General features: G+C 71.9%; 25 protein-coding genes and 1 riboswitch. Of the genes, 13 read left to right on the forward strand and 12 right to left on the reverse strand.

From position 1 onward, the window contains the following. Positions 1 to 43: 43 nt before the first annotated feature. The gene (locus ACIGO8_RS17830) at positions 44 to 340 is read right to left on the reverse strand and encodes a DUF4031 domain-containing protein (RefSeq protein WP_399730910.1); all 297 of its coding nucleotides are present in this window, start codon (positions 338 to 340) and stop codon (positions 44 to 46) included. Then, positions 337 to 693 carry a hypothetical protein gene (locus tag ACIGO8_RS17835; protein ID WP_399730913.1) on the reverse strand — a complete coding sequence of 119 codons (357 nt, stop codon included), beginning with the start codon at positions 691 to 693 and terminating at the stop codon, positions 337 to 339. Before ACIGO8_RS17835 ends, ACIGO8_RS17830 begins: the two co-directional genes overlap by 4 nt. Positions 694 to 796: 103 nt before the next feature. Between ACIGO8_RS17835 and ACIGO8_RS17840 the strand changes: the two genes are divergently transcribed. Genes ACIGO8_RS17840 through ACIGO8_RS17850 form a run of 3 tightly spaced genes read left to right on the forward strand, consistent with a single transcriptional unit; the run spans position 797 to position 4,419 of the window. Further along, positions 797 to 1,795: a MurR/RpiR family transcriptional regulator gene (locus ACIGO8_RS17840; RefSeq protein WP_399730916.1), complete on the forward strand. Its 999-nt coding sequence runs from the start codon at positions 797 to 799 to the stop codon at positions 1,793 to 1,795. A 20-nt stretch (positions 1,796 to 1,815) separates the two neighbouring features. Further along, on the forward strand, positions 1,816 to 2,736 hold the full coding sequence (gene murQ, locus ACIGO8_RS17845; RefSeq protein ID WP_399730919.1) for an N-acetylmuramic acid 6-phosphate etherase: 921 nt from the start codon (positions 1,816 to 1,818) through the stop codon (positions 2,734 to 2,736). 33 nt (positions 2,737 to 2,769) lie between these two features. Beyond that, a complete protein-coding gene (locus ACIGO8_RS17850; RefSeq protein WP_399730921.1) occupies positions 2,770 to 4,419 on the forward strand; it encodes a PTS transporter subunit EIIC in 1,650 nt (549 codons plus the stop codon). A gap of 8 nt (positions 4,420 to 4,427) precedes the next feature. On the opposite strand, the gene ACIGO8_RS17855 is transcribed toward ACIGO8_RS17850, so the two are convergent. After that, positions 4,428 to 5,915: an alpha/beta hydrolase gene (locus ACIGO8_RS17855; RefSeq protein WP_399730923.1), complete on the reverse strand. Its 1,488-nt coding sequence runs from the start codon at positions 5,913 to 5,915 to the stop codon at positions 4,428 to 4,430. Positions 5,916 to 6,015: 100 nt separating this feature from the next. Between ACIGO8_RS17855 and ACIGO8_RS17860 the strand changes: the two genes are divergently transcribed. The 3 genes from ACIGO8_RS17860 (at position 6,016) to ACIGO8_RS17870 (ending at position 8,989) form a co-directional block, all read left to right on the forward strand. Continuing rightward, complete coding sequence (locus ACIGO8_RS17860; protein ID WP_399730926.1) at positions 6,016 to 6,951, forward strand: aldo/keto reductase; 936 nt, start codon at positions 6,016 to 6,018, stop codon at positions 6,949 to 6,951. Between the two features lie 130 nt (positions 6,952 to 7,081). Then, positions 7,082 to 7,888 (forward strand): transporter substrate-binding domain-containing protein, encoded by an 807-nt coding sequence (locus ACIGO8_RS17865; RefSeq protein ID WP_399730929.1) that lies wholly within the window; start codon positions 7,082 to 7,084, stop codon positions 7,886 to 7,888. A gap of 348 nt (positions 7,889 to 8,236) precedes the next feature. Then, positions 8,237 to 8,989: a class I SAM-dependent methyltransferase gene (locus ACIGO8_RS17870; RefSeq protein ID WP_399730932.1), complete on the forward strand. Its 753-nt coding sequence runs from the start codon at positions 8,237 to 8,239 to the stop codon at positions 8,987 to 8,989. On the opposite strand, the gene ACIGO8_RS17875 is transcribed toward ACIGO8_RS17870, so the two are convergent. Both ACIGO8_RS17875 and ACIGO8_RS17880 read right to left on the reverse strand, forming a co-directional pair. Beyond that, positions 8,975 to 9,334, reverse strand: coding sequence for a VOC family protein (locus ACIGO8_RS17875; RefSeq protein ID WP_399730935.1), 360 nt, complete (start codon positions 9,332 to 9,334; stop codon positions 8,975 to 8,977). The genes ACIGO8_RS17870 and ACIGO8_RS17875 overlap by 15 nt on opposite strands. A gap of 60 nt (positions 9,335 to 9,394) precedes the next feature. Next, positions 9,395 to 9,865 carry an SRPBCC family protein gene (locus ACIGO8_RS17880; RefSeq protein WP_399730938.1) on the reverse strand — a complete coding sequence of 157 codons (471 nt, stop codon included), beginning with the start codon at positions 9,863 to 9,865 and terminating at the stop codon, positions 9,395 to 9,397. 179 nt (positions 9,866 to 10,044) lie between these two features. Here ACIGO8_RS17880 and ACIGO8_RS17885 point away from each other — a divergent pair, with 179 nt between their 5' ends. Next, positions 10,045 to 11,721: a hypothetical protein gene (locus ACIGO8_RS17885; protein WP_399730940.1), complete on the forward strand. Its 1,677-nt coding sequence runs from the start codon at positions 10,045 to 10,047 to the stop codon at positions 11,719 to 11,721. Then, complete coding sequence (locus ACIGO8_RS17890; protein ID WP_399730943.1) at positions 11,711 to 13,381, forward strand: carboxypeptidase-like regulatory domain-containing protein; 1,671 nt, start codon at positions 11,711 to 11,713, stop codon at positions 13,379 to 13,381. The genes ACIGO8_RS17885 and ACIGO8_RS17890 overlap by 11 nt, the downstream gene beginning before the upstream one ends. 187 nt (positions 13,382 to 13,568) lie before the next feature. On the opposite strand, the gene groL is transcribed toward ACIGO8_RS17890, so the two are convergent. The 4 genes from groL to thrC all read right to left on the reverse strand — a co-directional run bounded on the left by groL (position 13,569) and on the right by thrC (position 17,781). After that, entirely contained in the window at positions 13,569 to 15,191 is a 1,623-nt protein-coding gene (groL, locus tag ACIGO8_RS17895) for a chaperonin GroEL (RefSeq protein WP_365347643.1), read from the reverse strand. A 333-nt stretch (positions 15,192 to 15,524) separates the two neighbouring features. After that, the gene (locus ACIGO8_RS17900; protein ID WP_005315736.1) at positions 15,525 to 15,728 is read right to left on the reverse strand and encodes a cold-shock protein; all 204 of its coding nucleotides are present in this window, start codon (positions 15,726 to 15,728) and stop codon (positions 15,525 to 15,527) included. Between the two features lie 446 nt (positions 15,729 to 16,174). Next, the gene (locus ACIGO8_RS17905; RefSeq protein WP_399730947.1) at positions 16,175 to 16,453 is read right to left on the reverse strand and encodes a MoaD/ThiS family protein; all 279 of its coding nucleotides are present in this window, start codon (positions 16,451 to 16,453) and stop codon (positions 16,175 to 16,177) included. Positions 16,454 to 16,470: 17 nt separating this feature from the next. Then, on the reverse strand, positions 16,471 to 17,781 hold the full coding sequence (gene thrC, locus ACIGO8_RS17910) for a threonine synthase (RefSeq protein ID WP_399730950.1): 1,311 nt from the start codon (positions 17,779 to 17,781) through the stop codon (positions 16,471 to 16,473). Next, positions 17,775 to 17,916: riboswitch (SAM riboswitch) on the reverse strand. It overlaps the preceding gene by 7 nt. 121 nt (positions 17,917 to 18,037) lie before the next feature. Between thrC and ACIGO8_RS17915 the strand changes: the two genes are divergently transcribed. Together ACIGO8_RS17915 and ACIGO8_RS17920 are read left to right on the forward strand one after the other, a co-directional pair. Beyond that, positions 18,038 to 18,982, forward strand: a complete 945-nt coding sequence (locus ACIGO8_RS17915) for a glucosyl-3-phosphoglycerate synthase (protein WP_399731310.1) — start codon at positions 18,038 to 18,040, stop codon at positions 18,980 to 18,982. A 253-nt stretch (positions 18,983 to 19,235) separates the two neighbouring features. Next, entirely contained in the window at positions 19,236 to 20,615 is a 1,380-nt protein-coding gene (locus tag ACIGO8_RS17920) for a trehalose-6-phosphate synthase (RefSeq protein WP_399730953.1), read from the forward strand. A 30-nt stretch (positions 20,616 to 20,645) separates the two neighbouring features. Here the strand turns inward: ACIGO8_RS17920 and ACIGO8_RS17925 are convergent, their stop codons facing one another. From ACIGO8_RS17925 to ACIGO8_RS17935, 3 genes are all read right to left on the reverse strand, one after another. After that, the gene (locus ACIGO8_RS17925; protein WP_399730956.1) at positions 20,646 to 20,774 is read right to left on the reverse strand and encodes a hypothetical protein; all 129 of its coding nucleotides are present in this window, start codon (positions 20,772 to 20,774) and stop codon (positions 20,646 to 20,648) included. A 120-nt stretch (positions 20,775 to 20,894) separates the two neighbouring features. Continuing rightward, positions 20,895 to 21,662, reverse strand: a complete 768-nt coding sequence (locus tag ACIGO8_RS17930) for a GntR family transcriptional regulator (RefSeq protein WP_399730959.1) — start codon at positions 21,660 to 21,662, stop codon at positions 20,895 to 20,897. Next, complete coding sequence (locus tag ACIGO8_RS17935; RefSeq protein ID WP_399730962.1) at positions 21,662 to 22,207, reverse strand: GntR family transcriptional regulator; 546 nt, start codon at positions 22,205 to 22,207, stop codon at positions 21,662 to 21,664. The genes ACIGO8_RS17930 and ACIGO8_RS17935 overlap by 1 nt, the downstream gene beginning before the upstream one ends. A 177-nt stretch (positions 22,208 to 22,384) precedes the next feature. On the opposite strand from ACIGO8_RS17935, the gene ACIGO8_RS17940 reads away from it, so the two are divergent. From ACIGO8_RS17940 to ACIGO8_RS17950, 3 genes are all read left to right on the forward strand, one after another. Next, the gene (locus ACIGO8_RS17940) at positions 22,385 to 22,795 is read left to right on the forward strand and encodes an ATP-binding protein (protein WP_399730964.1); all 411 of its coding nucleotides are present in this window, start codon (positions 22,385 to 22,387) and stop codon (positions 22,793 to 22,795) included. Between the two features lie 107 nt (positions 22,796 to 22,902). Then, positions 22,903 to 23,559, forward strand: a complete 657-nt coding sequence (locus ACIGO8_RS17945) for a DUF433 domain-containing protein (protein WP_399730966.1) — start codon at positions 22,903 to 22,905, stop codon at positions 23,557 to 23,559. Then, positions 23,549 to 23,935 (forward strand): toxin-antitoxin system, toxin component, PIN family protein, encoded by a 387-nt coding sequence (locus ACIGO8_RS17950; protein WP_399730969.1) that lies wholly within the window; start codon positions 23,549 to 23,551, stop codon positions 23,933 to 23,935. Before ACIGO8_RS17945 ends, ACIGO8_RS17950 begins: the two co-directional genes overlap by 11 nt. The last annotated feature ends 17 nt before the right edge of the window (positions 23,936 to 23,952 follow it).

Consider the following 23,952-nt stretch of genomic DNA (forward strand, 5'->3'; position numbering starts at 1 on the left):
TGAGGCGCCGCCGCGGCTCCTCCCGACGGAGGCCCTCCTCCGACTACACGTCGTAACGCGGCAGCGTCTCGCCCTGCGCCGGCCGGGTCCTCGGCCGGCGCAGGCCCGCCTCGGTGAGGCGGCGCAGCAGTTCCTTCGAGCCGACCTCGACCGCGCCGGCCGCGACGGCGGAGGCGTAGCGGTCGGACGGGATGTCGTAGTGGTCGCGCTCGAAGGCGCGCGGCGGGCAGCCGATCGCCTCGGCGAAGGCGTGCAGCTCCTCGAAGGAGACGTCGCTGACCAGGTGCGACCACATGCGGCCGTGACCCGGCCAGGTCGGCGGGTCGATGTAGAGCGTCACGTCAGTCCGCCCACCGGTGCGACCACCACTCCCTGTTTGCCGCAGACCCAGTGCGGGTCCGGGCCCATCTCCGGTTCGACGTCGAGGGCGTGCGGGTCGCCCGAGGAACAGACGGGGCACAGCGGCCAGCGGCCGTAGCGTTCGAGCAGGGCGTCCTGCACGTCCTGCGCTATCAGACCGGCCACGAAGGCCCGTCCCTCCGGCCACTGCTCCACCCACCAGCGACGGTGGGCGACGGCGTCCTCCACCATCGAGACGACCTCGGCCATGGCGACCTCGCGGGCCATCAGGTCGGCGAGAACGAGGGAGCGGGCGGTGTGAAGGGCCTGCTCCAAGGGGTCGATGGCGTCCATGTTCACATTCTGCGCCCCGGCCTCGCCGGGGACCAACGGCCTGCCCGGGAGAGAGGGCGAACGGGGGCTTGACGCCCCACATGCCCGAAAATATCTTTCAAGTGTGACCAACCACGTGAAGGAAAGTTTCACCGGTGCGTCCGGCGGCGGCCCCGGCACCGGCACCCCGGGCGCCGGCATCCCGGCACCCGGCCCGGGCCCCGGCCCCGCGCCCGCTGCGGCCCCGCCCGCTCCCGCCGCCCTCGCGGCCAAGGTCCGCACCCTCGCCCCCTCCATGACCCGCTCCATGCAGCGCGTCGCCGAGGCCGTCGCCGGAGACCCGGCCGGCTGCGCCGCCCTCACGGTCACCGGCCTCGCCGAACTCACCGGCACCAGCGAGGCGACCGTCGTCCGCACCGCCCGCCTCCTCGGCTATCCCGGCTACCGCGACCTGCGCCTCGCCCTGGCCGGCCTCGCCGCCCAGCAGCAGTCCGGCCGGGCCCCGTCCGTCACCGCCGACATCGCCGTGGACGACCCCGTCGCCGACGTCGTCGCCAAACTGGCCTACGACGAGCAGCAGACCCTCGCCGACACCGCCGCCGGACTCGACACCGTCCAGCTCGGCGCCGCCGTCGCCGCCCTCGCCACCGCCCGCCGCATCGACATCTACGGCGTCGGCGCCTCCGGCCTCGTCGCCCAGGACCTCGGCCAGAAGCTGCTGCGCATCGGCCTCGTCGCGCACGCCCACAGCGACCCGCACCTCGCCGTCACCAACGCCGTGCAGCTCCGCTCCGGCGACGTCGCCATCGCCATCACCCACTCCGGCTCGACCGGCGACGTCATAGAACCGCTCCGGGTCGCCTTCGACCACGGCGCCACCACCGTCGCCATCACCGGCCGCCCGGACGGACCCGTCGCGCAGTACGCCGACCACGTCCTGACCACCTCCACCGCCCGCGAGAGCGAACTGCGCCCCGCCGCGATGTCCAGCCGCACCAGCCAACTCCTGGTCGTGGACTGCCTCTTCACCTGCGTCACCCAGCGTACGTACGAGACGGCGGCCCCGGCCCTCGCGGCCTCGTACGAAGCCCTGGCCCACCGCCACTCGCCCCGCAACCGCTGAGCCACGAGAGAGCCGCCCCCGTGTCCACCACGTACTCCGAACTGCGCGCCCAGCTCGCCGCCCTCACCACCGAGGCGTTCCGCCCCGAGCTCGCCGAGATCGACCGGCTGCCGACCGCCGAGATCGCCGCGCTCATGAACCGGGAGGACCAGACCGTCCCGGCCGCCGTGGCCAGGCAGCTCCCGGCCATCGCCGCCGCCATCGACGCCACGGCCGAACGGATGGCCCGCGGCGGCCGGCTGATCTATCTCGGCGCCGGCACCGCCGGCCGGCTCGGCGTCCTCGACGCCAGCGAGTGCCCGCCCACCTTCAACACCGACCCCGCCCAGGTCGTCGGCCTCGTCGCGGGCGGCCCGTCCGCGCTCGTGAAGGCCGTCGAAGGCGCCGAGGACTCCAAGGAGCTCGCGGTCGAGGACCTCACCGCGCTCGGCCTGACCGCCGACGACACGGTGGTCGGCGTCTCCGCCTCCGGCCGTACGCCGTACGCGATCGGCGCCGTCGAACACGCCCGGGCACGCGGCGCGCTCACCATCGGCCTGGCCTGCAACGCGGACAGCGCGCTCGCCGCGGCCGCCGAGCACGGCATCGAGGTCGTCACCGGGCCCGAACTCCTCACCGGCTCCACCCGGTTGAAGGCGGGCACGGCACAGAAGCTCGTCCTCAACATGATCTCGACCATCACCATGATCCGGCTCGGCAAGACCTACGGGAACCTCATGGTCGACGTCCGCGCCTCCAACGACAAGCTGCAGGCCCGCTCGCGCCGCATCGTGGCCCTCGCCACCGGCGCGCCGGACGAGCAGATCGAGACCGCCCTCGCCGCCGCCGACGGCGAGGTGAAGACCGCGATCCTGATGATCCTCGCCGACATCGATGCCAAGGCCGCCGACCAGCGGCTGCGGGACTCCCACGGCCACCTGCGCGCGGCCCTGCACGCGTGAACCCGGCCCCTCACAGCAAGGCGCCAACGCACCATGAGCACAGACAGCACGGACAGCACAGGAAGCACTGACAGCACAGGCAGCGCAGGCAGCGCAGGCGGCGCAGGCAGCACCGCAAACAGAGGCGGCGCCGGCCGCCCACGGGACAAGAACCGCGAGACCGCCGCCACGATCCTCCCGCTCGTCGGCGGCGCCGGGAACATCACCTCCGTGGCCCACTGCATGACCCGGCTCCGCCTGGGTCTGCGCGACCGCTCGCTCGTCCAGGACGAGGCCCTGCGGGCCCTGCCGTCCGTGCTGGGCGTGGTGGAGGACGACACGTACCAGATCGTCCTCGGCCCGGGCACCGTCGCCCGCGTGACGCCCGCGTTCGAGGCCCTGGTGGCCGCCGCTCCCGCGCCCGCCCGCTCGGCGGAGGACCTCGCCGGCCGGGGCGAGGCCATGAGGGCCGCCCGCAAGGCGAGGAACGCGACGCCGTTCAAGCTCTTCCTGCGGAAGATCGCGAACGTCTTCGTCCCGCTGATCCCCGCCCTCATCGGCTGCGGCGTCATCGCCGGCCTCAACGGCCTCCTGATCAACCTCGGCGTGCTGCCCGGCGTCACCCCGGCGCTCGCCGCCGTCGCGAGCGGCTTCATGGCCCTCATCGCTGTCTTCGTCGGCCACAACACCGCCAAGGAGTTCGGCGGCACGCCGGTCCTGGGCGGCGCGGTCGCCTCCGTCATCGTCTTCGCCGGCGTCGCCAAGATCGAGGTCTTCGGCCGGCCGCTCTCACCGGGCCAGGGCGGCGTGCTCGGCGCGCTCGGCGCCGCCCTCCTCGCCGTGTATGTCGAGAAGTGGTGCCGCCGCCGGGTGCCCGAGGCCCTCGACGTCCTCGTCACCCCGACGCTCACCGTCCTGGTCGCCGGCCTGGTCACCGTCTTCGGCCTGATGTTCGTGGCGGGCGAGGTCTCCCGGGCCGTCGGCGACTTCGCCGACTGGCTCCTCGCGCACGCGGGCGCGGGCGCGGGCTTCGTCCTCGGCGGTCTGTTCCTGCCGCTGGTGATGCTCGGCCTCCACCAGGCCCTCATCCCGATCCACACCACGCTCATCGAGCAGCAGGGCTACACCGTCCTCCTGCCGATCCTGGCGATGGCGGGCGCGGGCCAGGTCGGCGCGGCCGTGGCCGTCTATCTGAAGCTCCCGCGCAACGGCTCGATCCGCCGCACCATCAGGTCCGCCCTCCCGGCCGGCCTCCTCGGTGTCGGCGAGCCGCTGATCTACGGCGTCTCCCTGCCCCTCGGCCGTCCCTTCGTCACCGCCTGCGTCGGCGGCGCCTTCGGCGGCGGCTTCGTCGGCCTCTTCACCATGCTGGGCGCCAAGACCGGATCCACCGCCATCGGCCCCTCCGGCTGGGCCCTCTTCCCGCTGCTCGACGGCAACAAGGGCCTGGGCGAGACCGCCGCGATCTACGCGGGCGGCCTGCTGACCGGTTACGTCGCGGGCTTCCTGGCCACGTACTTCTTCGGCTTCAGCCGCGCGCTCCTGGAGGAGTTCGACGTGGCGACCGAGGAGACCGGCACGGTGGTCTCCTCGGGCACGCCGGTGGCGGGCACGCCGACGGCGGGCGCCCCGGCCTCGGGGACCGGGCCGGCACCCGGGCCGGAGCCGGGTTCCGGGACGGAGCCCGCGCCCGTGAAGGCCTGACCGCCCGCTCAGCAGGCCGCGTCGGCCGCCGGGCGCTCGCCCGTCAGCAGGAAGCGGGTGACCGTGCGGTCGCCGCAGGCGTTGCCGTTGCCGAGGTACATGCCGTGGCCGCCGTGGTCGACGGAGACCAGCCGGGCGCGGCCGCCGAGGGCCTCGCGCATCTTCAGGCCGGCGGAGTGCGGGGTGGCGGGATCGCGCAGGCTCTGGATCATCAGGATGTTGGACGGGCCGTCGGCGGTGAGGCGGGCCGGCTTCTCGACGGGGCCGCCCTTCCAGAAGCTGCAGGGCGTGATGTTGGCGGGCATGCCGCCGGTCAGCGGGTGGGCGGCGCGGTCAGCGGTGACGGCCCGCTCGTAGGACCGGACGGAGCCGCGCCAGCGGACGTCGTTGCAGATGACGCCGACGGTGACGGTGGCATCGGCGTCGGGCATCGGGCCCGTCAGCATCGGCGGCAGCGCGGGCGTCGCCGACGGAGTGCGGGCCTCCTGGACGAGGCGGGCGAAGTCCGCGAAGGCGGAGTCGGAGTAGAGGGCGCTCTGCAGGGCCTGGCGGAGCAGGTTGCCGGTGAGGGCGACATCGGGCGTGGTGGACGGCCTGGGCTCACGGTCCAGGCGGGCGGCGAGGTCGAGGACGAGCGGGCGGACGTCCTCGGGCCGCTCGGCGAGCCGCAGACCGGCGGCCGCCCGGTCCGGATGGGCCGCCCAGGCCGCGAAGTCGGGGAAGCGGTCGTCGGCGCCGACGGCCATGCCGCGCAGCCAGCCCTGGGCGACGGTGCGCGGGTTCGGGTCGGCGCTGCTGTCGAGGACGATCCGGTCGGTGCGGTGCGGGAACTTCTGGGCGTACTGGGCGGTGACGTACGTGCCGTACGACACGCCCCACGCCGACACCTTCTCCTCGCCGAGCGCCTGCCGCAGCCGGTCCATGTCCCGGACCTGGTTGGCGGTGGTGAGGCTGCGCAGCTCGGCGCCGCCGTTGCGGGCACAGGCGGCGGCGACCCGCCGGGAGCGCTCGACGTTCTCGTCGATCGAGCCGTCGGCGGCGGGCCAGGAGCGCAGCGTCACGAGGTGCCGGTCCTCCTCCGCGAGCCCGCAGTCCGCCTTCATGCTGCCGCCGACACCGCGCGGGTCGAAGGCCACCAGGTCGTAGGCGCCGTCCAGTTCCCTCCCGAGCGCCGCGCCCTTCTGGCCGAGCCGCTGCACACCGGAGCTGCCGGGCCCGCCCGGCACGACGAGGAGGGTGCCGCGGCGGGCCTCGGGGCGGGTGCTGCGGATCCGGGAGACGGCGAGGGAGACCTGGCGGCCGGCCGGGTCGGCGTAGTCGAGCGGCACGGTGAGCGTGGCGCACTCCTGGCCGAGGCCGGCCGGACCGCACGGGCTCCACGTCAGGGAGGAAGCCGAGGGGGCGGCGGAGGCGGAGGCCGGGGCGGCGAGGAGCGTGGCGGCGACGGCGGCGGAGGAGAGGCCGACGAGAAGGGCGTTGCGCGAGAAGGAGGTCATACGGAAACCTTCGTCGATCACGCCTTCCCGCCCCATCCGGCAGGCAGGCGATCACGGGGTGGGGCCAACCCCCGTACCGCACAAGGGAGATCAGCACCTCATGAGCAGCACCGACCAGACCGTCGACGCGCCCGACGCCGCCGCCTCCGGCACCTGGACGCTCGGCGACCTCACCGTCCGCCGGATCGGCTTCGGCACGATGCGGCTGCCGCAGACCGGCGAAGCGCTCGTCGAGCACGCCGTACCCAGGAACCGTGACCAGGCGATCGCCGTGCTGCGCCGGGCCGTCGACCTCGGCGTCAACCACATAGACACCGCCGCTTTCTACTTCTCGCCGCTGCGCTCCGCCAACGAGCTCATCAACAGCGCCCTCGCGCCCTCCGGCCGCTATCCCGACGACCTCGTCGTCACCACCAAGGTCGGCCCCGCCCGCGACGCCTCCGGCGCCTGGGCCGCCCACGCCCGCACGCCGCGCGAGCTGCGCGCCCAGGTCGAGGAGAACCTCCGCCAGCTCGGCCGCGACCACCTCGACGTCGTCAACCTCCGCGTGGTCGGCACCGATTCGATCGCCGACCGCTTCGGCGCGCTCGCCGAGCTCCGCGAGGCCGGCCTCATCCGCCACCTCGGCCTGTCCAACGTCACGCCCGAGCACCTCGACGAGGCGCTGCGGATCGCGCCCGTGGTGTGCGTGCAGAACATGTACGGGATCGGGGTGCGGCCGGAGTACGCCGCGTTCGTGCGCCGGTGCGGCGAACTGGGCGTCGCCTTCGTCCCGTTCTACGCGATCGCCGCGGCCGGCCGGGAGACGGGCGCGACCGCGGTGGAGGCCGAGGAGATCCTGACCGTCGCCCGCGCCCACGACGCGAGCCCGGCCCAGATCCGCCTGGCCTGGACCCTCCACCAGGGCCCGCACCTGCTCGCCATCCCCGGCACCGGAGACCTCGGCCACCTGGCCGCCAACGTCGCCGCGGGCTCGCTGAAGCTGACCGACGACGAACTGGCCCTCCTCGACCGCGCGCACCACGCGGACGCCTAGGCCGGGTCCGGAAAGTCCCGCCCGGCCGGCCCCGGCGGCCGGCGCCGCCTCCCGGGCGCCGCCGCCTCCCGGGCGCCGCCGCCTCGCGGGGGCCGCCGCCTCGCGGGGGCCGCCGCCTAGACTCCGGCGCATGACCGACGCCCACTCCGCCGATGTCCCGGCCTCCGCCGACGTCCTGGCCTCCGCCGCCGCCCCGCAGGCCTCCGTGCCTCCGGCCTCCGCCCGTGCCGCGCTCGTCGCCGATCTCGCCCCGACCGGGGCCCTGCGCGCCTCCATCAACCTCGGCAACCCGGTCCTCGCCCAGGGCACGCCCGACGCCCCGGCCGGCATCACCGTGGACCTCGCGCGCGAGATCGGCGCCCGGCTCGGCGTGCCCGTGGAGCTGCTCTGCTTCGACGCGGCCCGCAGGTCGTACGAGGCGATGGCGACCGGCCGGGCCGACCTCTGCTTCCTCGCCGTCGACCCGGCGCGGGAGGCGGAGGTCGCCTTCACGGCGCCGTACGTCGTCATCGAGGGCGTGTACGCGGTGCCGCGCGACTCCGCGCTGCGCACGCCCGCGGACGTCGACGCGCCGGGCGTCCGGGTCGGCGTCAAGGCGGGCTCCGCGTACGACCTCCACCTCACCCGCACCCTGCGGCACGCGACGGTCGTCCGGGGCGCGGAGGGCGTCGACACCTTCGCCGAACAGAAGCTGGAGGCGGGCGCCGGCATCCGCCAGCCGATGACGGCCTACGCCGCGGCCCACCCGGAGGTACGGCTCCTCGACGAGCGCTTCATGGAGATCCGCCAGGCCGTCGGCACGACCGCGGGCCGCGCCCCGGAGACGGTCGCCTTCCTGCGCGCCACCGTGGAGGAGTTGAAGGCGAACGGCTTCGTCACCGCCGCCCTCCGCCGCGCCGGCCAGTCCCCGGACCTCCTGGCCCCGCCGGCCGCCTGACGCCGCGTCGGCCCCGGCTCGGACCCGGCTCGGCCCCGGACCGGGCCCGCACCCAGCCCCGGCTCGGCCCCGGCCCGAGCCCGCACCGACCCCGCCCGAGCCCCGCAGCGACCCCGCCCGAAATCGTCGGGAAAGCGGGCCCGGCGCGGCCCGGAACGGCCCCGAGGCGGGTCTGCGCGCCCGCTTCCCGGGCCTCGCCCGCCGCCCCGGACCCGGCCGCCCGGCGCCCCGCCGTACGCCCGCCACAGCCCCGTACACACACTCGCCAAACCGCCTCTGACCTGGGCTTTTACCCATCCCTCCCGTAGCGTTTCCCCTGCCCGGCACCCGCCACGGAAGGGACCCGCGTTGGACCGCACGACCCGCACCACCGAGGACGTACTCCGGCTCCTGGACGGCCTGTTCGCCGACGACAGCGCCAAATGGCAGGGCTTCTACGACGACCGCTCACGGCCGGTCCCGTTCTTCGTCCCCAAGCCGGACGAGAACCTCGTCGCCCACCTCGACCAGGGCCTGATCCCGGCCCGCGGGCGCGCGCTCGACCTCGGCTGCGGGCCCGGCCGCAACGCCCTGCACCTGGCCGCCCGCGGCTTCCGGGTCGACGCGGTGGACCTGTCCGCCGCCGCGCTCGACTGGGCGCGGGAACGGGCCGGCGAGGCGGGTCTGGAGGTCCGGTTCCTGCACGGCGACGCCTTCGCCGACGAGCTGGGCCTCGGCGCCGACGGTCCGTACGACCTGATCTACGACTCCGGCTGCTTCCACCACCTGCCGCCGCACCGCCGCGCCACCTACCTCGCCTTCCTCACCCGCCACCTCGCTCCCGGCGGCCGCTTCGCCCTCACCTGCTTCGCCGCCGGCCCCGACGGCATGGGCTCCGAGCTCCCCGACGCCGCCTTCTACCGCGACCGCTCCCTGCACGGCGGCCTCGCCTACACCGCGGAGTCGCTGCGCGCGCTCTTCGGCGAGCACGAGGAGCTGTCCCTGCGCCGCATGCGCGACGAGCCGGCCGACTCGCCGCACTTCGGCGAGCGGTTCCTGTGGGCGGGACTGTTCCGACGGGCCGACGGACGGCCGCGTCCGGCCGCCTCAGCGGCGCGGTGACAGGCAGAACGGATGACCGGCCGGATCCGTCAGGACCACGAAACGCTCCGGATCCGGCTGGTACGCCGGCCTGCCCGCGCCCAGCGCGAGCAGCCGGGCCTCCGCCTCGGCCAGGTCGTCCACGGAGAAGTCCAGGTGCAGCTGCTGCGGCACGTCCTGGCCGGGCCAGGACGGCGGCCGGTAGCCGTCCACGCGCTGGAAGCCGATGAGGAGCCCGCCGGGCCGCTGGACACCGGCGAAGTCGGCGTGGTTCCTCGGGTGCGGCGGCAGACCGGTGGCGCGGTGGTAGAAGTCGGCGAGCGCGAGCGGATCGGCGCAGTCGAGTGTGATCGCGGAGAGTTCCATGCGGCCCCACCCTAGGTCGGGTCCGGAAAGTCCCGCCTGGCCTGCTCACATCTGGCCTGCTCACATCTCGCGCAGATGGTCCGCCAGCCGGTCGTACTGCTCCCGCACACCCGCCTCCATCCCCGACGCCAGCGCCTGGTCCCGGATCTCCGTCGTCGGCCAGAAGGAGGTGCTGGTCAGCGCGGTGCCGCCGTCCGGCGTCGCGTCGAAGGACAGGATCACGCGGACCGGCTCGGCACCGGGCATCTGCTCGAAGACCTCGGTGTAGACGAGCCGCTCGGCCGGGACGATCTCCTCGTACGTGCCGGAGAAGACGATCTCCTGTCCGTCCGGGCCCCGCTGGCCCCAGCGCCACGCGCCGCCCGGCCGCAGGTCGATGTCGCAGACGGACATGGTCATCGCGGCGACGCCGTACCACTCCCGTACGTGCTCGGGACGGGTCCACGCCTCCCAGACGCGCTCCACGGGCGCGTCGAACGTGCGGGTGATGACCAGCTCGCGGTCCGCCGGTGTGGTCAGCAGCGTGATCATTTGACCTCTCCCGTCCTCTTCGACCGGCTCCGAGGCACCTCTCTCCCAGGATGACCCTGACAAACTCGGGAGGCGAACAGGGAATCGAGTGAACACGTTCAACCATCAAGCGCTATCGTGCTCCCACGCGGCCCGCGATTTCCATGCGCCGCGCTTCCGACCTGTGGGGGGTCCCTCAGATGCGCTCTACGCGCACGCTGCCGCATGCCCTGGTGCGCGCGGCAACCGTCTTCGCACTTTCGGCAGGCGTCGCCCTGCCCGCCGTCGTCGCGGCCCCCGCCGCGTACGCGGAAACCGTCAACCAGACCATCACTCTGGACGACGGCCGGCTGACCCTCGTGGGTCTGCCGGGCAACGCCCTGTGGGTGAAGGTCAGCGTCGTGGCCTCCACCGCCCCGGACGCGGCCGTCCTCGGCTCGACGGACGAGCTCACGTCCACCGGCTCCTACTCCTGGACGACCGACGCGCCGGTCAAGCTCGCCGACGGCACCGCCTTCGGCGACTACCCGCTCCGCGTCGACTACCGCCTGCCCGGCGGCCTCGTCCAGCAGTGGACCGGCGGCACCTTCGGCTACAAGCTGCACACCGGTGTCTCCACGGTCGCCTTCGACCGCAAGACCACCGACTACGACCACCGCGACGTCGTCCTGTCCGGCAAGGCCACCACCTGGAACCCGGCCACCGGCGCCCGCACGCCGGCCGCCGAGGGCACGGCGGTGAAGGTCACGCTGAACCTGCTCGACGCCTACGACTCGCCGCGGACGAAGACCGCCACCGCCAGCACGGCGGCCGACGGCACCTTCACGCTGCCCGTCACCCCGGACGCCAAGATCTCGGGCGGCACGGCCGAGGTCCAGGCCACGGCCGAGGTCGACCCCGACAACGGGCGCCCGCTGCCCGCCGTCGGCGTCGACAAGCTGACGTACCGGATCACCTCCGACGCCGCCAAGTACCGCGTCAACGCGGGCACCGACGTCCAGATCACCGGCCGCGTCGAGCGGCTGACCGACGACGGCTGGAAGGGCTTCGCCGGCGCCCCGGTGGTCACCACCGGGACCGCGCCGCAGTCGTACGACCGGGTCCTCAAGGACCTGATCGGCTCCGGCACCTCGGCCGAGGACGGCGGCTTCGCCTACCCGGTGCGGGTCCAGTACTCGACGACCGGCGCCTACTCCGGTCTGCGTCCCTCGGTCTACTACGGCAACGGCAACGAGCGCCCGACCGACGTCGCGCCGCTGAGCGTGCCGCAGCAGTTCACCTTCGGCACCACCGCGCAGTCGCTCGACCAGTTCGGGCAGCTGATGGTGCGCGGTCAGCTGGCGGGCAACCGCTCCTGCGTCGACAAGCCCGACTGGGTCGCCCTCCAGGTGTCCCTGGACGGCGGACGCAGCTGGGGCCAGATGAAGTCGATGCCGGTCAGCATGGACTGCTACTACGACTTCCGGGTCTGGGGCTACGACAACGCCCTCTACCGGATCTACCACCCGGAGACGGACCGTTACGTCACCAAGACGAGCACGCCCGTCCGCCTCTCCCGCATTCCCACCCGGATCGTCAACGTCACCATCAGCCCCTCGCGTCCGCGCACCGGCGGCAGCATGACCGTCAAGGGCCTGGTGCAGCAGAAGGTCAACGGTGTCTGGAAGGCCATGCCGGGCGCGCGCCTGACGCTCTACTACAAGCCCAAGGGCGACCCGAGCTGGTACTGGGCCAAGAAGGACATCCCGACCAACTCCACCGGCAACTTCAGCTTCAGCACCACGAACTACGGTGACGGAACCTGGGCCCTGGGGTGGCAGGAGAAGTCCGGTTACTTCTACAGCGAGTCGAGGACGATCTATGTCGATGCGCTCTGACCTCCGACGGCTCTCCGCCGTCTCCCTCGTCACGGCGCTCACCCTGGGCGCGGCGGTCGGCCCGGCCTTCGCCGAGGACGCTCCCGCCCCGAGCCCCCTGGGCATCGGCCGTGCGCTCACCATCGACGCCCAGCGCGGCACCTTCCGGGTGACCGCCTGGACGGACGCGCCGCAGGCGACCGTCACCTCCGTCTCCGCCAAGGTCCGGCAGGGCGACACCGTCCTCGCCGAGATCCCGGCGCTGACGGAGAACGCCTCGAGCCGGGGCACCTTCGCCCTGCCCGAGGAGGCGACGCTCAAGCTCACCGAGGACGGCGGCACCATCCCGTCGCTCGGCAAGTACGCGATCGACGTGACCGCCACCGACTCGCTCGGCAACACGGTCACCCGCACCGACGCGGGCACGCTCGACTTCACGCTGAAGCCGCGCCTGAACGAGTTCGCCATCGGCGACCCGAGCTGGACCGACCGGAACCTGCACCCGAAGGGCGCGCTGGTCGGCGTCCAGCCCGGTTCGGGCGACGAGGTGCCGCTGTCCGGCCGTACCGTGTCGTACGAGCGCACCGGCGAGGACACGCCGTTCGGCTCCGCCGTGACCGGCGAGACCGGCGCCTTCACCGGCGAGCCGGTACCGGTGGCGACCCGGTACACGTCCGCCGAGGCCACGTTCACCGAGAACAGCACCGAGGTGCACGGCACCGCGACGTACTACGCGTACACCAGCGGGTCCGAGAAGTGGTCCACGGTCACCGCCACCGCCGACAAGGCCCGCGCGGAGCACGGCGAGACCGTCACGATCAGCGGCCGGGTCACCGACCCGTCCGCGAACGGCGCGCCGCTGGCCGACGTCCCGCTGTCGGCCCGCCTGGGCGGCGGTCTCTCGAAGACCGTGCGCACCGACGCCGAGGGCCGCTTCAGCGTGCAGCTCGTCGCCGCGCCCGGCCGGGACTCCTATGGCACCTGGTCCGGCTGGCACGTCCAGTCGACGGACCCGTTCGTCACCTTCTACACGAGCGGTCCGCTGGCGCTGCCCGCCGACTCCCGCACCTCGGTGATCGGCTACAAGCTCGGCACCGACGCGCGGCTGACCGTGTACGGCGACCTCCGCTCGCCGTACGAGAGCTGGACGTCCACGTCCTCCTCGCAGACGGTGGTCCTGGAGCAGTCCCCGGACGGGCAGACCGGCTGGAAGCAGGCCGGCTCGACGAGCTTCTACAACGGCAACGACGGCCGGACCGCCTTCACCCTGGGCGTCTGGAACAAGGGCGGCTGGTTCCGGCTCCGTCACGTGGCGAACGACTACTTCGGTCAGTCCGTCAGCAAGCCGTTCTACGTCGTCCGCACCGACACCCGCGTCCAGTCCCTCAAGGCCTCCCCGGACCCGGTCGCCAAGGGCGCGGCGGTCACGGTGACGGCCTCGCTCCAGCACTACGGCAGCGGTGCGTGGCGCGGTCTCGCCTACCAGCCGGTGAGCGTGTGGTTCAAGCCGTGGGGCGCGAACGGCACCTGGAAGCAGGTGGCGACCGGCCGGTCCTCCGGGACCGGCGCGGTCTCGGTGAAGACCACGGCGACGGCCGACGGCTGGTACCAGGTCCGTTACTACGGTGACAGCACCCACTTCCAGACCTTCAGCGGCCAGGACTGGGTCGACGTGCGCTGACGCGCGTCCTCTCCGTACAGCGACCAAGGGCGGCACTCCCGGACGGGAGTGCCGCCCTTCGGCGTCCGGCCGAAGCCACGGCGCCGGTGGGGCCGGCCGGCGCCGGTGGAAACGCCCGAGGGCGGCACCCCCGGCTGGGAGTGCCGCCCTCGGTCGCGTTCAGCGATGAACAACCGATCCGTCGGGATCAGAAGTCCATGTCACCGCCCGGCATGCCGCCGCCGGCCGGCGCGGCGGCCTTCTCCGGCTTGTCGGCGATGACGGCCTCGGTGGTGAGGAACAGGGCCGCGATGGAGGCCGCGTTCTGCAGCGCGGAGCGCGTCACCTTGGCCGGGTCGATGATGCCCTCGGCGATCATGTCGACGTACTCGCCGGTCGCGGCGTTCAGGCCGTGGCCGACGGGGAGGTTGCGCACCTTCTCCACGACGACGCCGCCCTCGAGACCACCGTTGACGGCGATCTGCTTCAGCGGGGCCTCCAGGGCCAGCTTGACGGCGTTGGCACCGGTGGCCTCGTCGCCGTCGAGCTCGAGCTTCTCGAAGACCGCGGAGGCCTGGAGCAGGGCGACGCCACCGCCGGCGACGATGCCCTCCTCGACGGCCGCCTTCGCGTTGCGCACGGCGTCCTCGATGCGGTGCTTGCGCTCCTTGAGCTCGACCTCGGTCGCGGCACCGGCCTTGATGACGGCGACGCCACCGGCGAGCTTCGCCAGGCGCTCCTGGAGCTTCTCGCGGTCGTAGTCCGAGTCGCTGTTCTCGATCTCGGCGCGGATCTGGTTCACGCGGCCCGCGACCTGCTCGCTGTCACCGGCACCGTCGACGATGGTGGTCTCGTCCTTGGTGATGACGACCTTGCGGGCGCGGCCGAGGAGGTCCAGGCCGGCGTTCTCGAGCTTGAGGCCGACCTCCTCGGAGATGACCGTGCCACCGGTGAGGATGGCGATGTCGTTCAGCATGGCCTTGCGGCGGTCGCCGAAGCCCGGGGCCTTGACGGCGACGGACTTGAAGGTGCCGCGGATCTTGTTGACGACCAGGGTCGACAGGGCCTCGCCCTCGACGTCCTCGGCGATGATCAGCAGCGGCTTGCCGGACTGCATGACCTTCTCGAGGAGCGGGAGCAGGTCCTTCACCGAGGAGACCTTGGAGTTGACGATGAGGATGTACGGGTCCTCGAGCGCGGCCTCCATGCGCTCCATGTCGGTCGCGAAGTACGCCGAGATGTAGCCCTTGTCGAAGCGCATGCCCTCGGTGAGCTCGAGCTCCAGACCGAAGGTCTGGGACTCCTCGACCGTGATGACGCCTTCCTTGCCGACCTTGTCCATGGCCTCGGCGATGAGCTCGCCGATCTGGGTGTCGGCGGCGGAGATGGAGGCGGTGGAGGCGATCTGCTCCTTGGTCTCGACCTCCTTGGCCTGGTCGAGCAGCGCACCGGAGACGGCCTCGACGGCCTTCTCGATGCCGCGCTTGAGGGCCATCGGGTTGGCGCCGGCGGCGACGTTGCGCAGGCCCTCGCGGACCAGCGCCTGGGCGAGAACGGTGGCGGTGGTCGTACCGTCGCCGGCGACGTCGTCCGTCTTCTTGGCGACTTCCTTGACCAGCTCGGCGCCGATCTTCTCGTACGGGTCCTCGAGCTCGATCTCCTTGGCGATGGAGACACCATCGTTGGTGATCGTGGGGGCGCCCCACTTCTTCTCGAGGACGACGTTGCGACCCTTCGGGCCGAGGGTGACCTTGACGGCGTCAGCGAGCTGGTTCATGCCGCGCTCGAGACCGCGCCGGGCCTCCTCGTCGAACGCGATGATCTTGGCCATGTGAAGTGGTCCTCCCGGACATGGGGTGGATAACGCTCCTGGACCGCGCCGACGCCCGCGACGGACGGCCCGCCCTCCGTGTGGTTCCTTGCCCCACGCGGCCGGCGACCTCGTCTGCCCGATCCTCGTAAGCACTCTCACCTTCAGAGTGCTAACGCCAATGATTAGCACTCGCCCTAGGAGAGTGCAAGCGACTCCCGCAGATCGAGCACCCCTGACGCATCTCCCCACCCCGCCCCCGCGACCTCCGCGCGGGAACGCGCGAGGGGCCCGCATCCCGGTCAGGATGCGGGCCCCTTGACGGAAGTGCGTCGGTGGCCGATCGCGCCGCGCTCAGACGGCGAGCTTGACCATGTCCGCCTGCGGACCCTTCTGGCCCTGCGAGATCTCGAACTCGACCCGCTGACCCTCTTCGAGGGTGCGGTAGCCGTCCATCTGGATCGCGCTGTAGTGGACGAAAACATCCGCACCACCGTCGACCGCGATGAAGCCGTAGCCCTTCTCCGCGTTGAACCACTTGACGGTGCCCTGAGCCATGCCTAACTCCCCTATTACTGGCCCTTGCGCGGGACCGCACTTCGCGGACCCGGGTCAGACCCTGCGCCGGAACGCGTCGACCGCGGCTGAATGTATCTGCCCAACTGCCCTCTGCAACAGGTCAATCGGACGAGAATTCTGGGCACGCCGGAAAGGGGAATTAGGGAGAATCCCCGGAATTCCGGGGCAAGTCGGGCCCGGCAAAGCGCGCAGAAGGTACACAAGGCACGGGCACTTTGGCTGCATCTTGTCGTGCGCGGACGCGTTTTCATATGCGCCTGGCATGAGCAGCTGAGGGGACTTCCCCAACTCTACCGCGCTCAACCATGCAGAATTGCCCCCTCCGCTTTCTCCGGCGGAAGGGGCAATTCAGGATGCGGTGCGTACCACCGGTACGCGCGGCGCACTCGATACGCGTGGTGCGCGCGGCGCGCCGCCGGTACGGCTCAGCAGCCGCCGGCCACGGCGGGAATGATCGAGACGCCCGCACCGTCCGGCGTCGCCGTCTCCAGGCCCTGCTCGAAGCGGACGTCGTCGTCGTTCACGTACACGTTGACGAAGCGGCGCAGCTTGCCCTGGTCGTCCAGGACGCGGGCGGCGATGCCGGCGTGGTTCTTCTCCAGGTCGGCGATGACCTCGGCGAGGGTCGCGCCCTCGGCGGCGACCTCGGCCTGGCCGCCCGTGTAGGTGCGGAGGATGGTGGGGATGCGGACGTTCACGGCCATGTCTGTCTACGTACCTTTCAGTGGGCCAGGCCGGCGTCGCGGAACGCGTCGAGGCTGGGGCGGATGGTGGCGGTCGCCTGCGAGCTGTCGGCCACGGCGTCCAGGGTCTTGAGGCCGTCGCCGGTGTTGAGGACCACCGTCGTCAGCGTCGGGTCGAGCAGACCGTTCTCGACCAGCTTGCGCGTGACGCCGACGGTCACGCCGCCGGCGGTCTCGGCGAAGATGCCCTCGGTCTGCGCGAGCAGCTTGATCGCGTCGACGACCTGGTCGTCGTTGACGTCCTCCACGGCGCCGCCGGTGCGGCGGGCGATGTCGAGCACGTACGGGCCGTCGGCCGGGTTGCCGATCGCCAGCGACTTGGCGATGGTGTTCGGCTTCTGCGGGCGCACCACGTCGTGGCCGGCCTTGAAGGCGGCGGAGACCGGGGAGCAGCCCTCGGCCTGGGCGCCGAAGATCTTGTACGGCTTGTCCTCGACCAGGCCCAGCTTGATGAGCTCCTGCAGACCCTTGTCGATCTTGGTGAGCTGGGAGCCGGAGGCGATCGGGATGACCAGCTGGTCGGGGATGACCCAGCCGAGCTGCTCGCAGATCTCGTACGCGAGCGTCTTCGAGCCCTCGCCGTAGTACGGGCGGAGGTTGACGTTCACGAAGCCCCAGCCCTCGCCGAGCGGGTCGCCGATGAGCTCCGAGCAGAAGCGGTTGACGTCGTCGTAGTTGCCCTCGATGGCGACGAGGTCACCGCCGTAGACACCGGCCATGACGACCTTGCCCTGCTCCAGGTCGTGCGGGATGAACACGCAGGAGCGGAAGCCGGCCCGGGCGGCGGCGGCGCCGACGGCGCCGGCCAGGTTGCCGGTGGAGGAGCAGGACAGCGTGGTGAAACCGAAGGCGCGGGCGGCCTCGAGGGCCTGGGCGACGACCCGGTCCTTGAAGGAGTGGGTCGGGTTGCCGGAGTCGTCCTTGACGTACAGCTTGCCGGGCTCGACGCCGATCTCGCGGGCGAGGTTGTCGGCCTGGACGAGCTTGGTCCAGCCGGGGTTCAGGTTGGGCTTCTCGGCGACGTCGGCGGGGACGGGCAGCAGCGGGGCGTAGCGCCAGATGTTGGCGGGCCCGGCCTCGATGCGCTTGCGCAGCGCCTCGGGGTCGCCGGTGGGCAGGTCGTAGGCGACTTCGAGCGGGCCGAAACAGAGCTCACAGGCGAAGATCGGGCCGAGCGGGAAGTGCTCGCCGCATTCGCGGCAGGAGAGCCCGGACGCGGGACCGAGGTCGACGGTGGTTCCGGGTGCGACAGTCTGTACAGCCATGGAGGCGAGGCCCTTTCTCCTCATCTTCCTCATGACGCATTTCGCCATGAGACGGATTTGGCACCTTCCCTAGCCGGGGACCTCGCTGGAGGACGAGAACCGACTGGAGGGTTGCCGGGGCTTCAACGGGCCGTTTCCCTCTGCCCCTCTGGATGAGCGGTATTCGATTGTGGATCGCGGTCGGCACCCCGACATGCATCGGGCTTCCGCGTTGTTCAAGACTGTAACCGAAGCCTTCGAAGGTGGAGACGGTCGTCCGATCCGCGAGATGGAGATCACGTTGCTGGAAGAAGTGGAGCGCTGGCTGGGCCGGCGGTCCTGGTCGGTGGCCGACCGTCCGCTGGAGCGGATCCTGGCCGCCAAGCGGGGTACGACGGTCAGTGTCGTGCTGCCCGCCCTGAACGAGGAGGCGACGGTCGGCGCGATCGTCGACGTGATCCGCCGCGAGCTGATGACGGACGCGGTGCCGCTGGTCGACGAGCTGGTGGTGGTGGACTCCGGTTCCACGGACCGGACGGCCGAGGTCGCGGCGGCCGCCGGGGCGCGGGTGGTGGCGCGGGACGCGATCCTGCCCCGCATACCCGCGGTGCCGGGCAAGGGCGAGGTGCTGTGGCGGTCACTGATGGTGACCGGCGGGGACGTGGTGTGCTTCGTGGACGCGGACCTGAGGGACTTCTCGGCGGACTTCGTGTCGGGGATCGTGGGCCCGCTGCTCACCGATCCCGGCGTGGACCTGGTGAAGGCGATGTACGACCGCCCGCTCGGCGACGCTCCCGGTCAGGGCGGCCGGGTGACGGAGCTGGTGGCCCGCCCGCTGCTCAATCTGCACTGGCCGCAGCTGGCCGGTTTCGTGCAGCCGCTGGGCGGCGAGTACGCGGCGCGGCGCTCGCTGCTCGAGCGGCTGCCGTTCCCGGTCGGTTACGGAGTGGAGCTGGGTCTGCTGGTGGACGCGCTGCACACGGTGGGCCTGGACGCGCTCGCACAGGTGGACGTGGGAGTGCGCAAGCACCGCCACCAGGACGGCCAGGCGCTCGGCCGGATGGCGGCGGCGATCTACCGTACGGCGCAGCTGCGGCTCTCGCGCGGGCATCTGGTGCGGCCGCGGCTCACCCAGTTCGAGCGCGGCGAGCACGGCTTCCTGCCGCACACCTACCCGGTGGACACGGAGGAGCGGCCGCCGATGACGGAGGTCGCGGAGTACGCGGAGCGCCGCCGCGTGGCGTGACACCCGATCCGTACCTTTTCTTCCTAGATTTTCATGTCATGGATCATACGAATCTGTGGCATGCCAATCTGTGGCTGGTGGTCGGACTGCTCCTCGCCCTGTCGGCGGCGGGAGCGGTGGCGCTGGCGGCGGTACGGGCGGGCCGCCGCGACCCGTGAGACGAGCCCGCCCGCCCGGCGCACTCCCGGCGCGCTCCGCGCCCTGTCTCCCATCCGCACGTTTGAGCGTTTACGGGACGGGCTAGGTTCGCCATATGGCTTCTGTGCTGGTGGCATCGAACCGCGGCCCGGTCTCCTACACCGTCCGGGAGGACGGTTCGCTGGACACCCGCCGGGGCGGCGGCGGACTCGTCTCGGGCCTGAGCGCCGTCTCGTCGGAGGGCTCGGCGGACGACAGCCTGTGGGTGTGCGCGGCGCTCGGCGCCGGCGACCGGGAGGCGGTGCGGCGCGGGATCGCCGAGCCGGGCGTGCGGATGCTGGACATCGACCCGGACGTGTACGCCGACGCGTACAACGGCATCGCGAACTCGGTGCTGTGGTTCCTCCACCACCACCTCTACGACATCCCGCGCGAGCCCGTTTTCGACGCCGGCTTCCGCCGCCGCTGGGCCTCCTACCGCTCCTACAACCGCGCCTTCGCCGAGGCCCTCGCCGAGGCGGCCGACGAGGGCGCGGCGGTGCTCGTGCAGGACTACCACCTGGCCCTGGTCCCGGGGCAGCTGCGGGCGCTGCGGCCGGACCTGCGGATCTCCCACTTCACCCACACGCCGTGGGCCTCGCCCGCCTATCTCGGCATGCTGCCGGACGACGTCCACCACGAGCTGGTCGAGGGCATGCTCGGCGCGGACGAGGTCGGCTTCCACACCCACGCCTGGGCCGACGCCTTCCGCGCCGACCCGCTGGTCGAGCGGGCCGCGGGCGGCACCCGGGTCGCGGTGCACCCGCTCGGCGTCGACGCCGACGAGTTGCGCGGCCTCGCCTACCGTCCCGAGGTCGACGAACGGCTCGCCGCGCTGCGCGCCGAGGTGGGCGACCGGAAGACGATCGTCCGCGTCGACCGTACGGAACTGTCCAAGAACATCCTGCGCGGCCTGCTCGCCTACCGGGAGCTGCTCACCGAGCGCCCCGAATGGCGCGGCCGGGTCGTCCACCTCGCCTCCGCCTACCCGTCCCGCCAGGACCTGGAGGTCTACCGCTCGTACACGGCCGCGGTGGCCGAGCTGGCCGAGGCGGTCAACGCGGAGTTCGGCACGCCCGACTGGCAGCCGGTCCTGGTCTCCGTCCAGGACGACTTCACCCGCTCCCTCGCCGCGTACCGCATGGCCGACGTGGCCCTCGTCAACCCGGTCCGCGACGGCATGAACCTGGTCGCCAAGGAGATCCCGGTCGTCTCCGAGCAGGGCTGCGCCCTGGTCCTGTCCCGGGAGGCCGGCGCCTACGAGGAGCTGCGCGCCGACGCCCTCACGGTGAACCCCTACGACATCACCCAGACCGCGGAGGCCCTCCACGAGGCCCTCTCCATGCCGTCCCCCGAACGCGCCGACCGCACCAAGCGCCTCGCCACCGCCGCCACCACCCTCCCACCCCGCCGCTGGTTCCTGAACCAGCTCAACGCGCTGCGCGCGGAGTCGTAGACCTGCCCGGGCCATGACGTCCGACGGCGGCTAGAGCTGCGGCAGACGGTCCGCCGTCGTGGGAGAGCGTCGCTCCTCGATCCAGAAGAGATAGACGCGGAGGTGTTCGGCAAGCTCGCCGTCGAGGTATGCGGCGTAGTTCTCGGCGGCCGTGGCCACCCCTTGCCCTGCCTTCGCGTCGTCGGCCTCCCATGCGACGCGCCGAGTCGACAGGTACTCCCGGACGCGCCCCCGGTCGCGCCTCCCTTTCCGCCTTCCGAACCCTTCGCCGGGCCCGGCCTAGGTCACCGGCAGGTGGTAGCGCATCCGATAACGGTGCGCCGCCTTCGTCATCAGAGTGACCTCGATCGGACGGCGGGCGTCGGAATAGACCACCCGGAAGGCGACCAGAACGGGCATGTCCTTCGGCAGCTCCAGCGCCACGACCTCTTCCTCCGTCGGAATCTCGGACGACAGCTCGTCCACGAACTCCCGGGGCGGGTACCCCATCGAGTCGAGCAGCGCCGGCGTACCGCCTCGGATCCGCTTCCTCTCCAGGATGGCCGTGCCTTCGGCCAGGCCCAGCGGGTAGTAGGACCTCGTGAGTTCTGTCGGCTCCTCGTCCAGAAAGAGGATCTGCTTGCGGAGCACGGCACGTTCGCCGTCCTCCAGCCCCAGCGCTTCGGCCACTTCCTTCGGCGGTACGACGACCTCGACGTCGAGGAGCTGAGTCCTGCCGACCTGCCGGCGTTTCGCGGCCTCGGACAACCACGGGTAGGGCTCGCCCTGCCCGGCAGGCCTGAGGTAGGCGATCGGCTCGACGGACTGCTGCGCGTGCTGCCGCACGTATACGCCCTTGCCCGGAAGCCCTTCGAGAAGTCCCTCGGCCTTCAGAGACTGGAGGGCCTTCTGGACGGTCGTGTTGGCCACGCCGCCGTACTGCTCCATCAACTCGGCCGTCGAGCCCAGCTTGCTCCCCGGAGGGAGGTCTCCGCGGGTGATCTGCCGTCGAAGCTCCGCCGCGATCTTCTGGTGCGGCGATCTCGGGTCCTTGAACTCCTTCGCCATCACTCGCCCCGCTTTCCGAGCCGATACGTGAGGTGTCTGCCGGCCGGCATGGTCATCACGGAGACCTCCATCGGCGTCCCGTCGGCGGTCCGCGTCAGGCGGAGCAAGCGGAGGACGGCACTGCCCTGCGGCAGGTCCAGATGCTCGCGCTCCTCCGAGGTGGCGAGGTCGGCGCTCACGTCCTCCACGACCTCGGCGCCGGTGTACCCCAGCTCCTTGAGCAGCGTGACGGCGCCGCCGGGCACCTTGCGTGGTTCGGCCAGCGGCGTGCCTCCGGCGACGGAGACCGGGTAGTACGAGTCGGCCAGCTCCACCGGCCGGTCGTCGAGCTGGATCAGCCGACGCCTGACGATCACGCGCTCGGTGGCGGACAACCGCAGGGCGGTGCGAACAGCGTCGGGAGCGTCCACTTCGCCCGCCTGCAACAGCCGTTGACCGCCGCGACGGCCGCGGCGAGCGGCCTCGTCGGTCCACGCGTCGCTCTGGCCGGGCTCGCGCGGGGCCAGGTACGGCGCGGTCTCACTGATCCACGCATCGCCCGCCATGTTCCCACCTCCTGCTCGTCGTTGTCAGTGACCCTACTTCTTCGCTCCTCCCGCGCCGCGAATCCATAAGTGCTTGCCGCTTATGGCCGTCTGCCCTTAAGGTGATGGAGCCTGATCGTGGTCCGCTTCGTCGAGCCGTCGCCGAGCCGCGACCTCCAGTCACCAAGGGAAGGCGCCATGCGCTCAGCCACCAACGCCACGCCTCAGCCCGTACAGCAGACCTTCCCCGGAGCACCCGAATCGGCAAGGGCCGCCCGGGCCTTCGCGAGGGCCGTCGTCGGCGACCGCGCACCGAACCTCACACCCGACGAGCTGCATTCCGTCCAACTCGTCGTCTCCGAGCTGGTCACCAATGCCATTCGCTACGGCACGGAGCCCGGTGACTCCTTACGCGTGGTCCTGGACGCCCGCCCCGACACCCTCCGCGTCGAGGTGCACGACCCCAATCGCCGTCGCCCCAGGGCCAAACCGGAATCGACAGATCGCAAACGCGGCCGCGGCCTGTACGTACTCGACGAGCGCGTCGCCGAGTGGGGCGTCGACGACCGACCTCTCGGAAAGACGGTGTGGGCGGTGTTCAGGTGGTAGCCGCGGGCGCCCGGCCGCCTCGGCCGAGGGTGCACGAGAGGCACCGCGCGGGGAGGATCGGTGTGGAAGGATTCGAGCACTCGCCAACGGCAGGGAGGAGGGTGGCCATGATCGACCGGTTCACGGACGGGCTCCTCACGCCTACGGAAACCTCCTCCTGCCTTCAGATTCCTCCCTCCACCCTCAACAGCTGGCTGCACGGGAAGGCGGCCGGAGCGCCGCTCGTCCACAGCGTCGAACCCGCTCGGCGCGGGCAGCCCTCGGTGCCGTTCGTCGCCGTGGCCGAGGCGTACGTCCTGCGGTCACTGCGAGAGCTCGGCCTCAGGATGAGCGAGATCCGCGAGGCGGCCGGAGCCGTCCGCGCGGCCTTCGCCACGCCGTACGGCCTGGTCTCCCGCCGCATCGCCACGGACGGCGTGGACATCTTCATCGAGCACGCTCCCGACGACCTGCGCAGGGTCCGCGACGGGCAGGCTCCGATCCGGGAAGTCGTCGCGGACTACCTGCGCTATCTGTCCTGGGACGCGGGCGACGAGTTTCCGTCCAGTCTCCGGCTACGGCAGTACCCCTCTTCCGTGCCGGTCGTGATCGATCCACGGTTCGGTCACGGCTTGCCCGTGATCGAGGCCAATCGAGTGCCCGTGAAGGCGTTGACCGACCTGTGGGAGGCCGGCGAGTCGATCGAGGACATCGCCTACGAGTACGAGATGGAGCCGGAGCAGGTGGACGCGGTCCGCCGGGCCGTGGTGCGCCTTGCCGCCTGAGTTCTTCCTCGACCGCAACTTAGGGCGGCGCGTCGCCGAGGAACTGCGGGCCCGTGGATGGACCGTGCACAGGATCGGCGAGGTCTTTCCGGGCGACGCGCAGGACGTTCCCGACGAGGACTGGATCCTTCACGGTCTCGCCAAGGGGTGGGTGCCCCTGTCGAAGGACGGCCGGATCAAAACGCGCGACCGCGAGATCCAGCCGGTTCGCGAGCACGCGGCCGTGCTCTTCTATCTGGACAACCAGCAGCTCCGCAGCCTGGAGATGGTCGAGCGCCTCCACCATTGTCGCGAGGTGATCCACCGAGCGGTCGAGAAGGGCGGCCCCGCCGCCTACGCCGTACGTGCGGACCGCATCGAGCGAACCTGGCCCTGAGGCGCGGGCAGGCGGCC

Source organism: Streptomyces sp. NPDC053493, from assembly GCF_044544825.1.
Lineage (GTDB): Bacteria > Actinomycetota > Actinomycetes > Streptomycetales > Streptomycetaceae > Streptomyces.

Coding starts and splice junctions, on each gene's coding strand:
- ACIGO8_RS17875 (WP_399730935.1), bottom strand. CDS start 9,334: ATGGAACTCTCCGCGATCACACTCGACTGCGCCGATCCGCTCGCGCTC.
- ACIGO8_RS17930 (WP_399730959.1), bottom strand. CDS start 21,662: ATGGCGAAGGAGTTCAAGGACCCGAGATCGCCGCACCAGAAGATCGCG.
- groL (WP_365347643.1), bottom strand. CDS start 15,191: ATGGCCAAGATCATCGCGTTCGACGAGGAGGCCCGGCGCGGTCTCGAG.
- ACIGO8_RS17890 (WP_399730943.1), top strand. CDS start 11,711: ATGCGCTCTGACCTCCGACGGCTCTCCGCCGTCTCCCTCGTCACGGCG.
- ACIGO8_RS17835 (WP_399730913.1), bottom strand. CDS start 693: ATGGACGCCATCGACCCCTTGGAGCAGGCCCTTCACACCGCCCGCTCC.
- ACIGO8_RS17860 (WP_399730926.1), top strand. CDS start 6,016: ATGAGCAGCACCGACCAGACCGTCGACGCGCCCGACGCCGCCGCCTCC.
- ACIGO8_RS17920 (WP_399730953.1), top strand. CDS start 19,236: ATGGCTTCTGTGCTGGTGGCATCGAACCGCGGCCCGGTCTCCTACACC.
- ACIGO8_RS17885 (WP_399730940.1), top strand. CDS start 10,045: ATGCGCTCTACGCGCACGCTGCCGCATGCCCTGGTGCGCGCGGCAACC.
- ACIGO8_RS17935 (WP_399730962.1), bottom strand. CDS start 22,207: ATGGCGGGCGATGCGTGGATCAGTGAGACCGCGCCGTACCTGGCCCCG.
- ACIGO8_RS17905 (WP_399730947.1), bottom strand. CDS start 16,453: ATGGCCGTGAACGTCCGCATCCCCACCATCCTCCGCACCTACACGGGC.
- ACIGO8_RS17855 (WP_399730923.1), bottom strand. CDS start 5,915: ATGACCTCCTTCTCGCGCAACGCCCTTCTCGTCGGCCTCTCCTCCGCC.
- ACIGO8_RS17940 (WP_399730964.1), top strand. CDS start 22,385: ATGCGCTCAGCCACCAACGCCACGCCTCAGCCCGTACAGCAGACCTTC.
- ACIGO8_RS17865 (WP_399730929.1), top strand. CDS start 7,082: ATGACCGACGCCCACTCCGCCGATGTCCCGGCCTCCGCCGACGTCCTG.
- ACIGO8_RS17880 (WP_399730938.1), bottom strand. CDS start 9,865: ATGATCACGCTGCTGACCACACCGGCGGACCGCGAGCTGGTCATCACC.
- thrC (WP_399730950.1), bottom strand. CDS start 17,781: ATGAGGAGAAAGGGCCTCGCCTCCATGGCTGTACAGACTGTCGCACCC.
- ACIGO8_RS17850 (WP_399730921.1), top strand. CDS start 2,770: ATGAGCACAGACAGCACGGACAGCACAGGAAGCACTGACAGCACAGGC.
- ACIGO8_RS17945 (WP_399730966.1), top strand. CDS start 22,903: ATGATCGACCGGTTCACGGACGGGCTCCTCACGCCTACGGAAACCTCC.
- ACIGO8_RS17900 (WP_005315736.1), bottom strand. CDS start 15,728: ATGGCTCAGGGCACCGTCAAGTGGTTCAACGCGGAGAAGGGCTACGGC.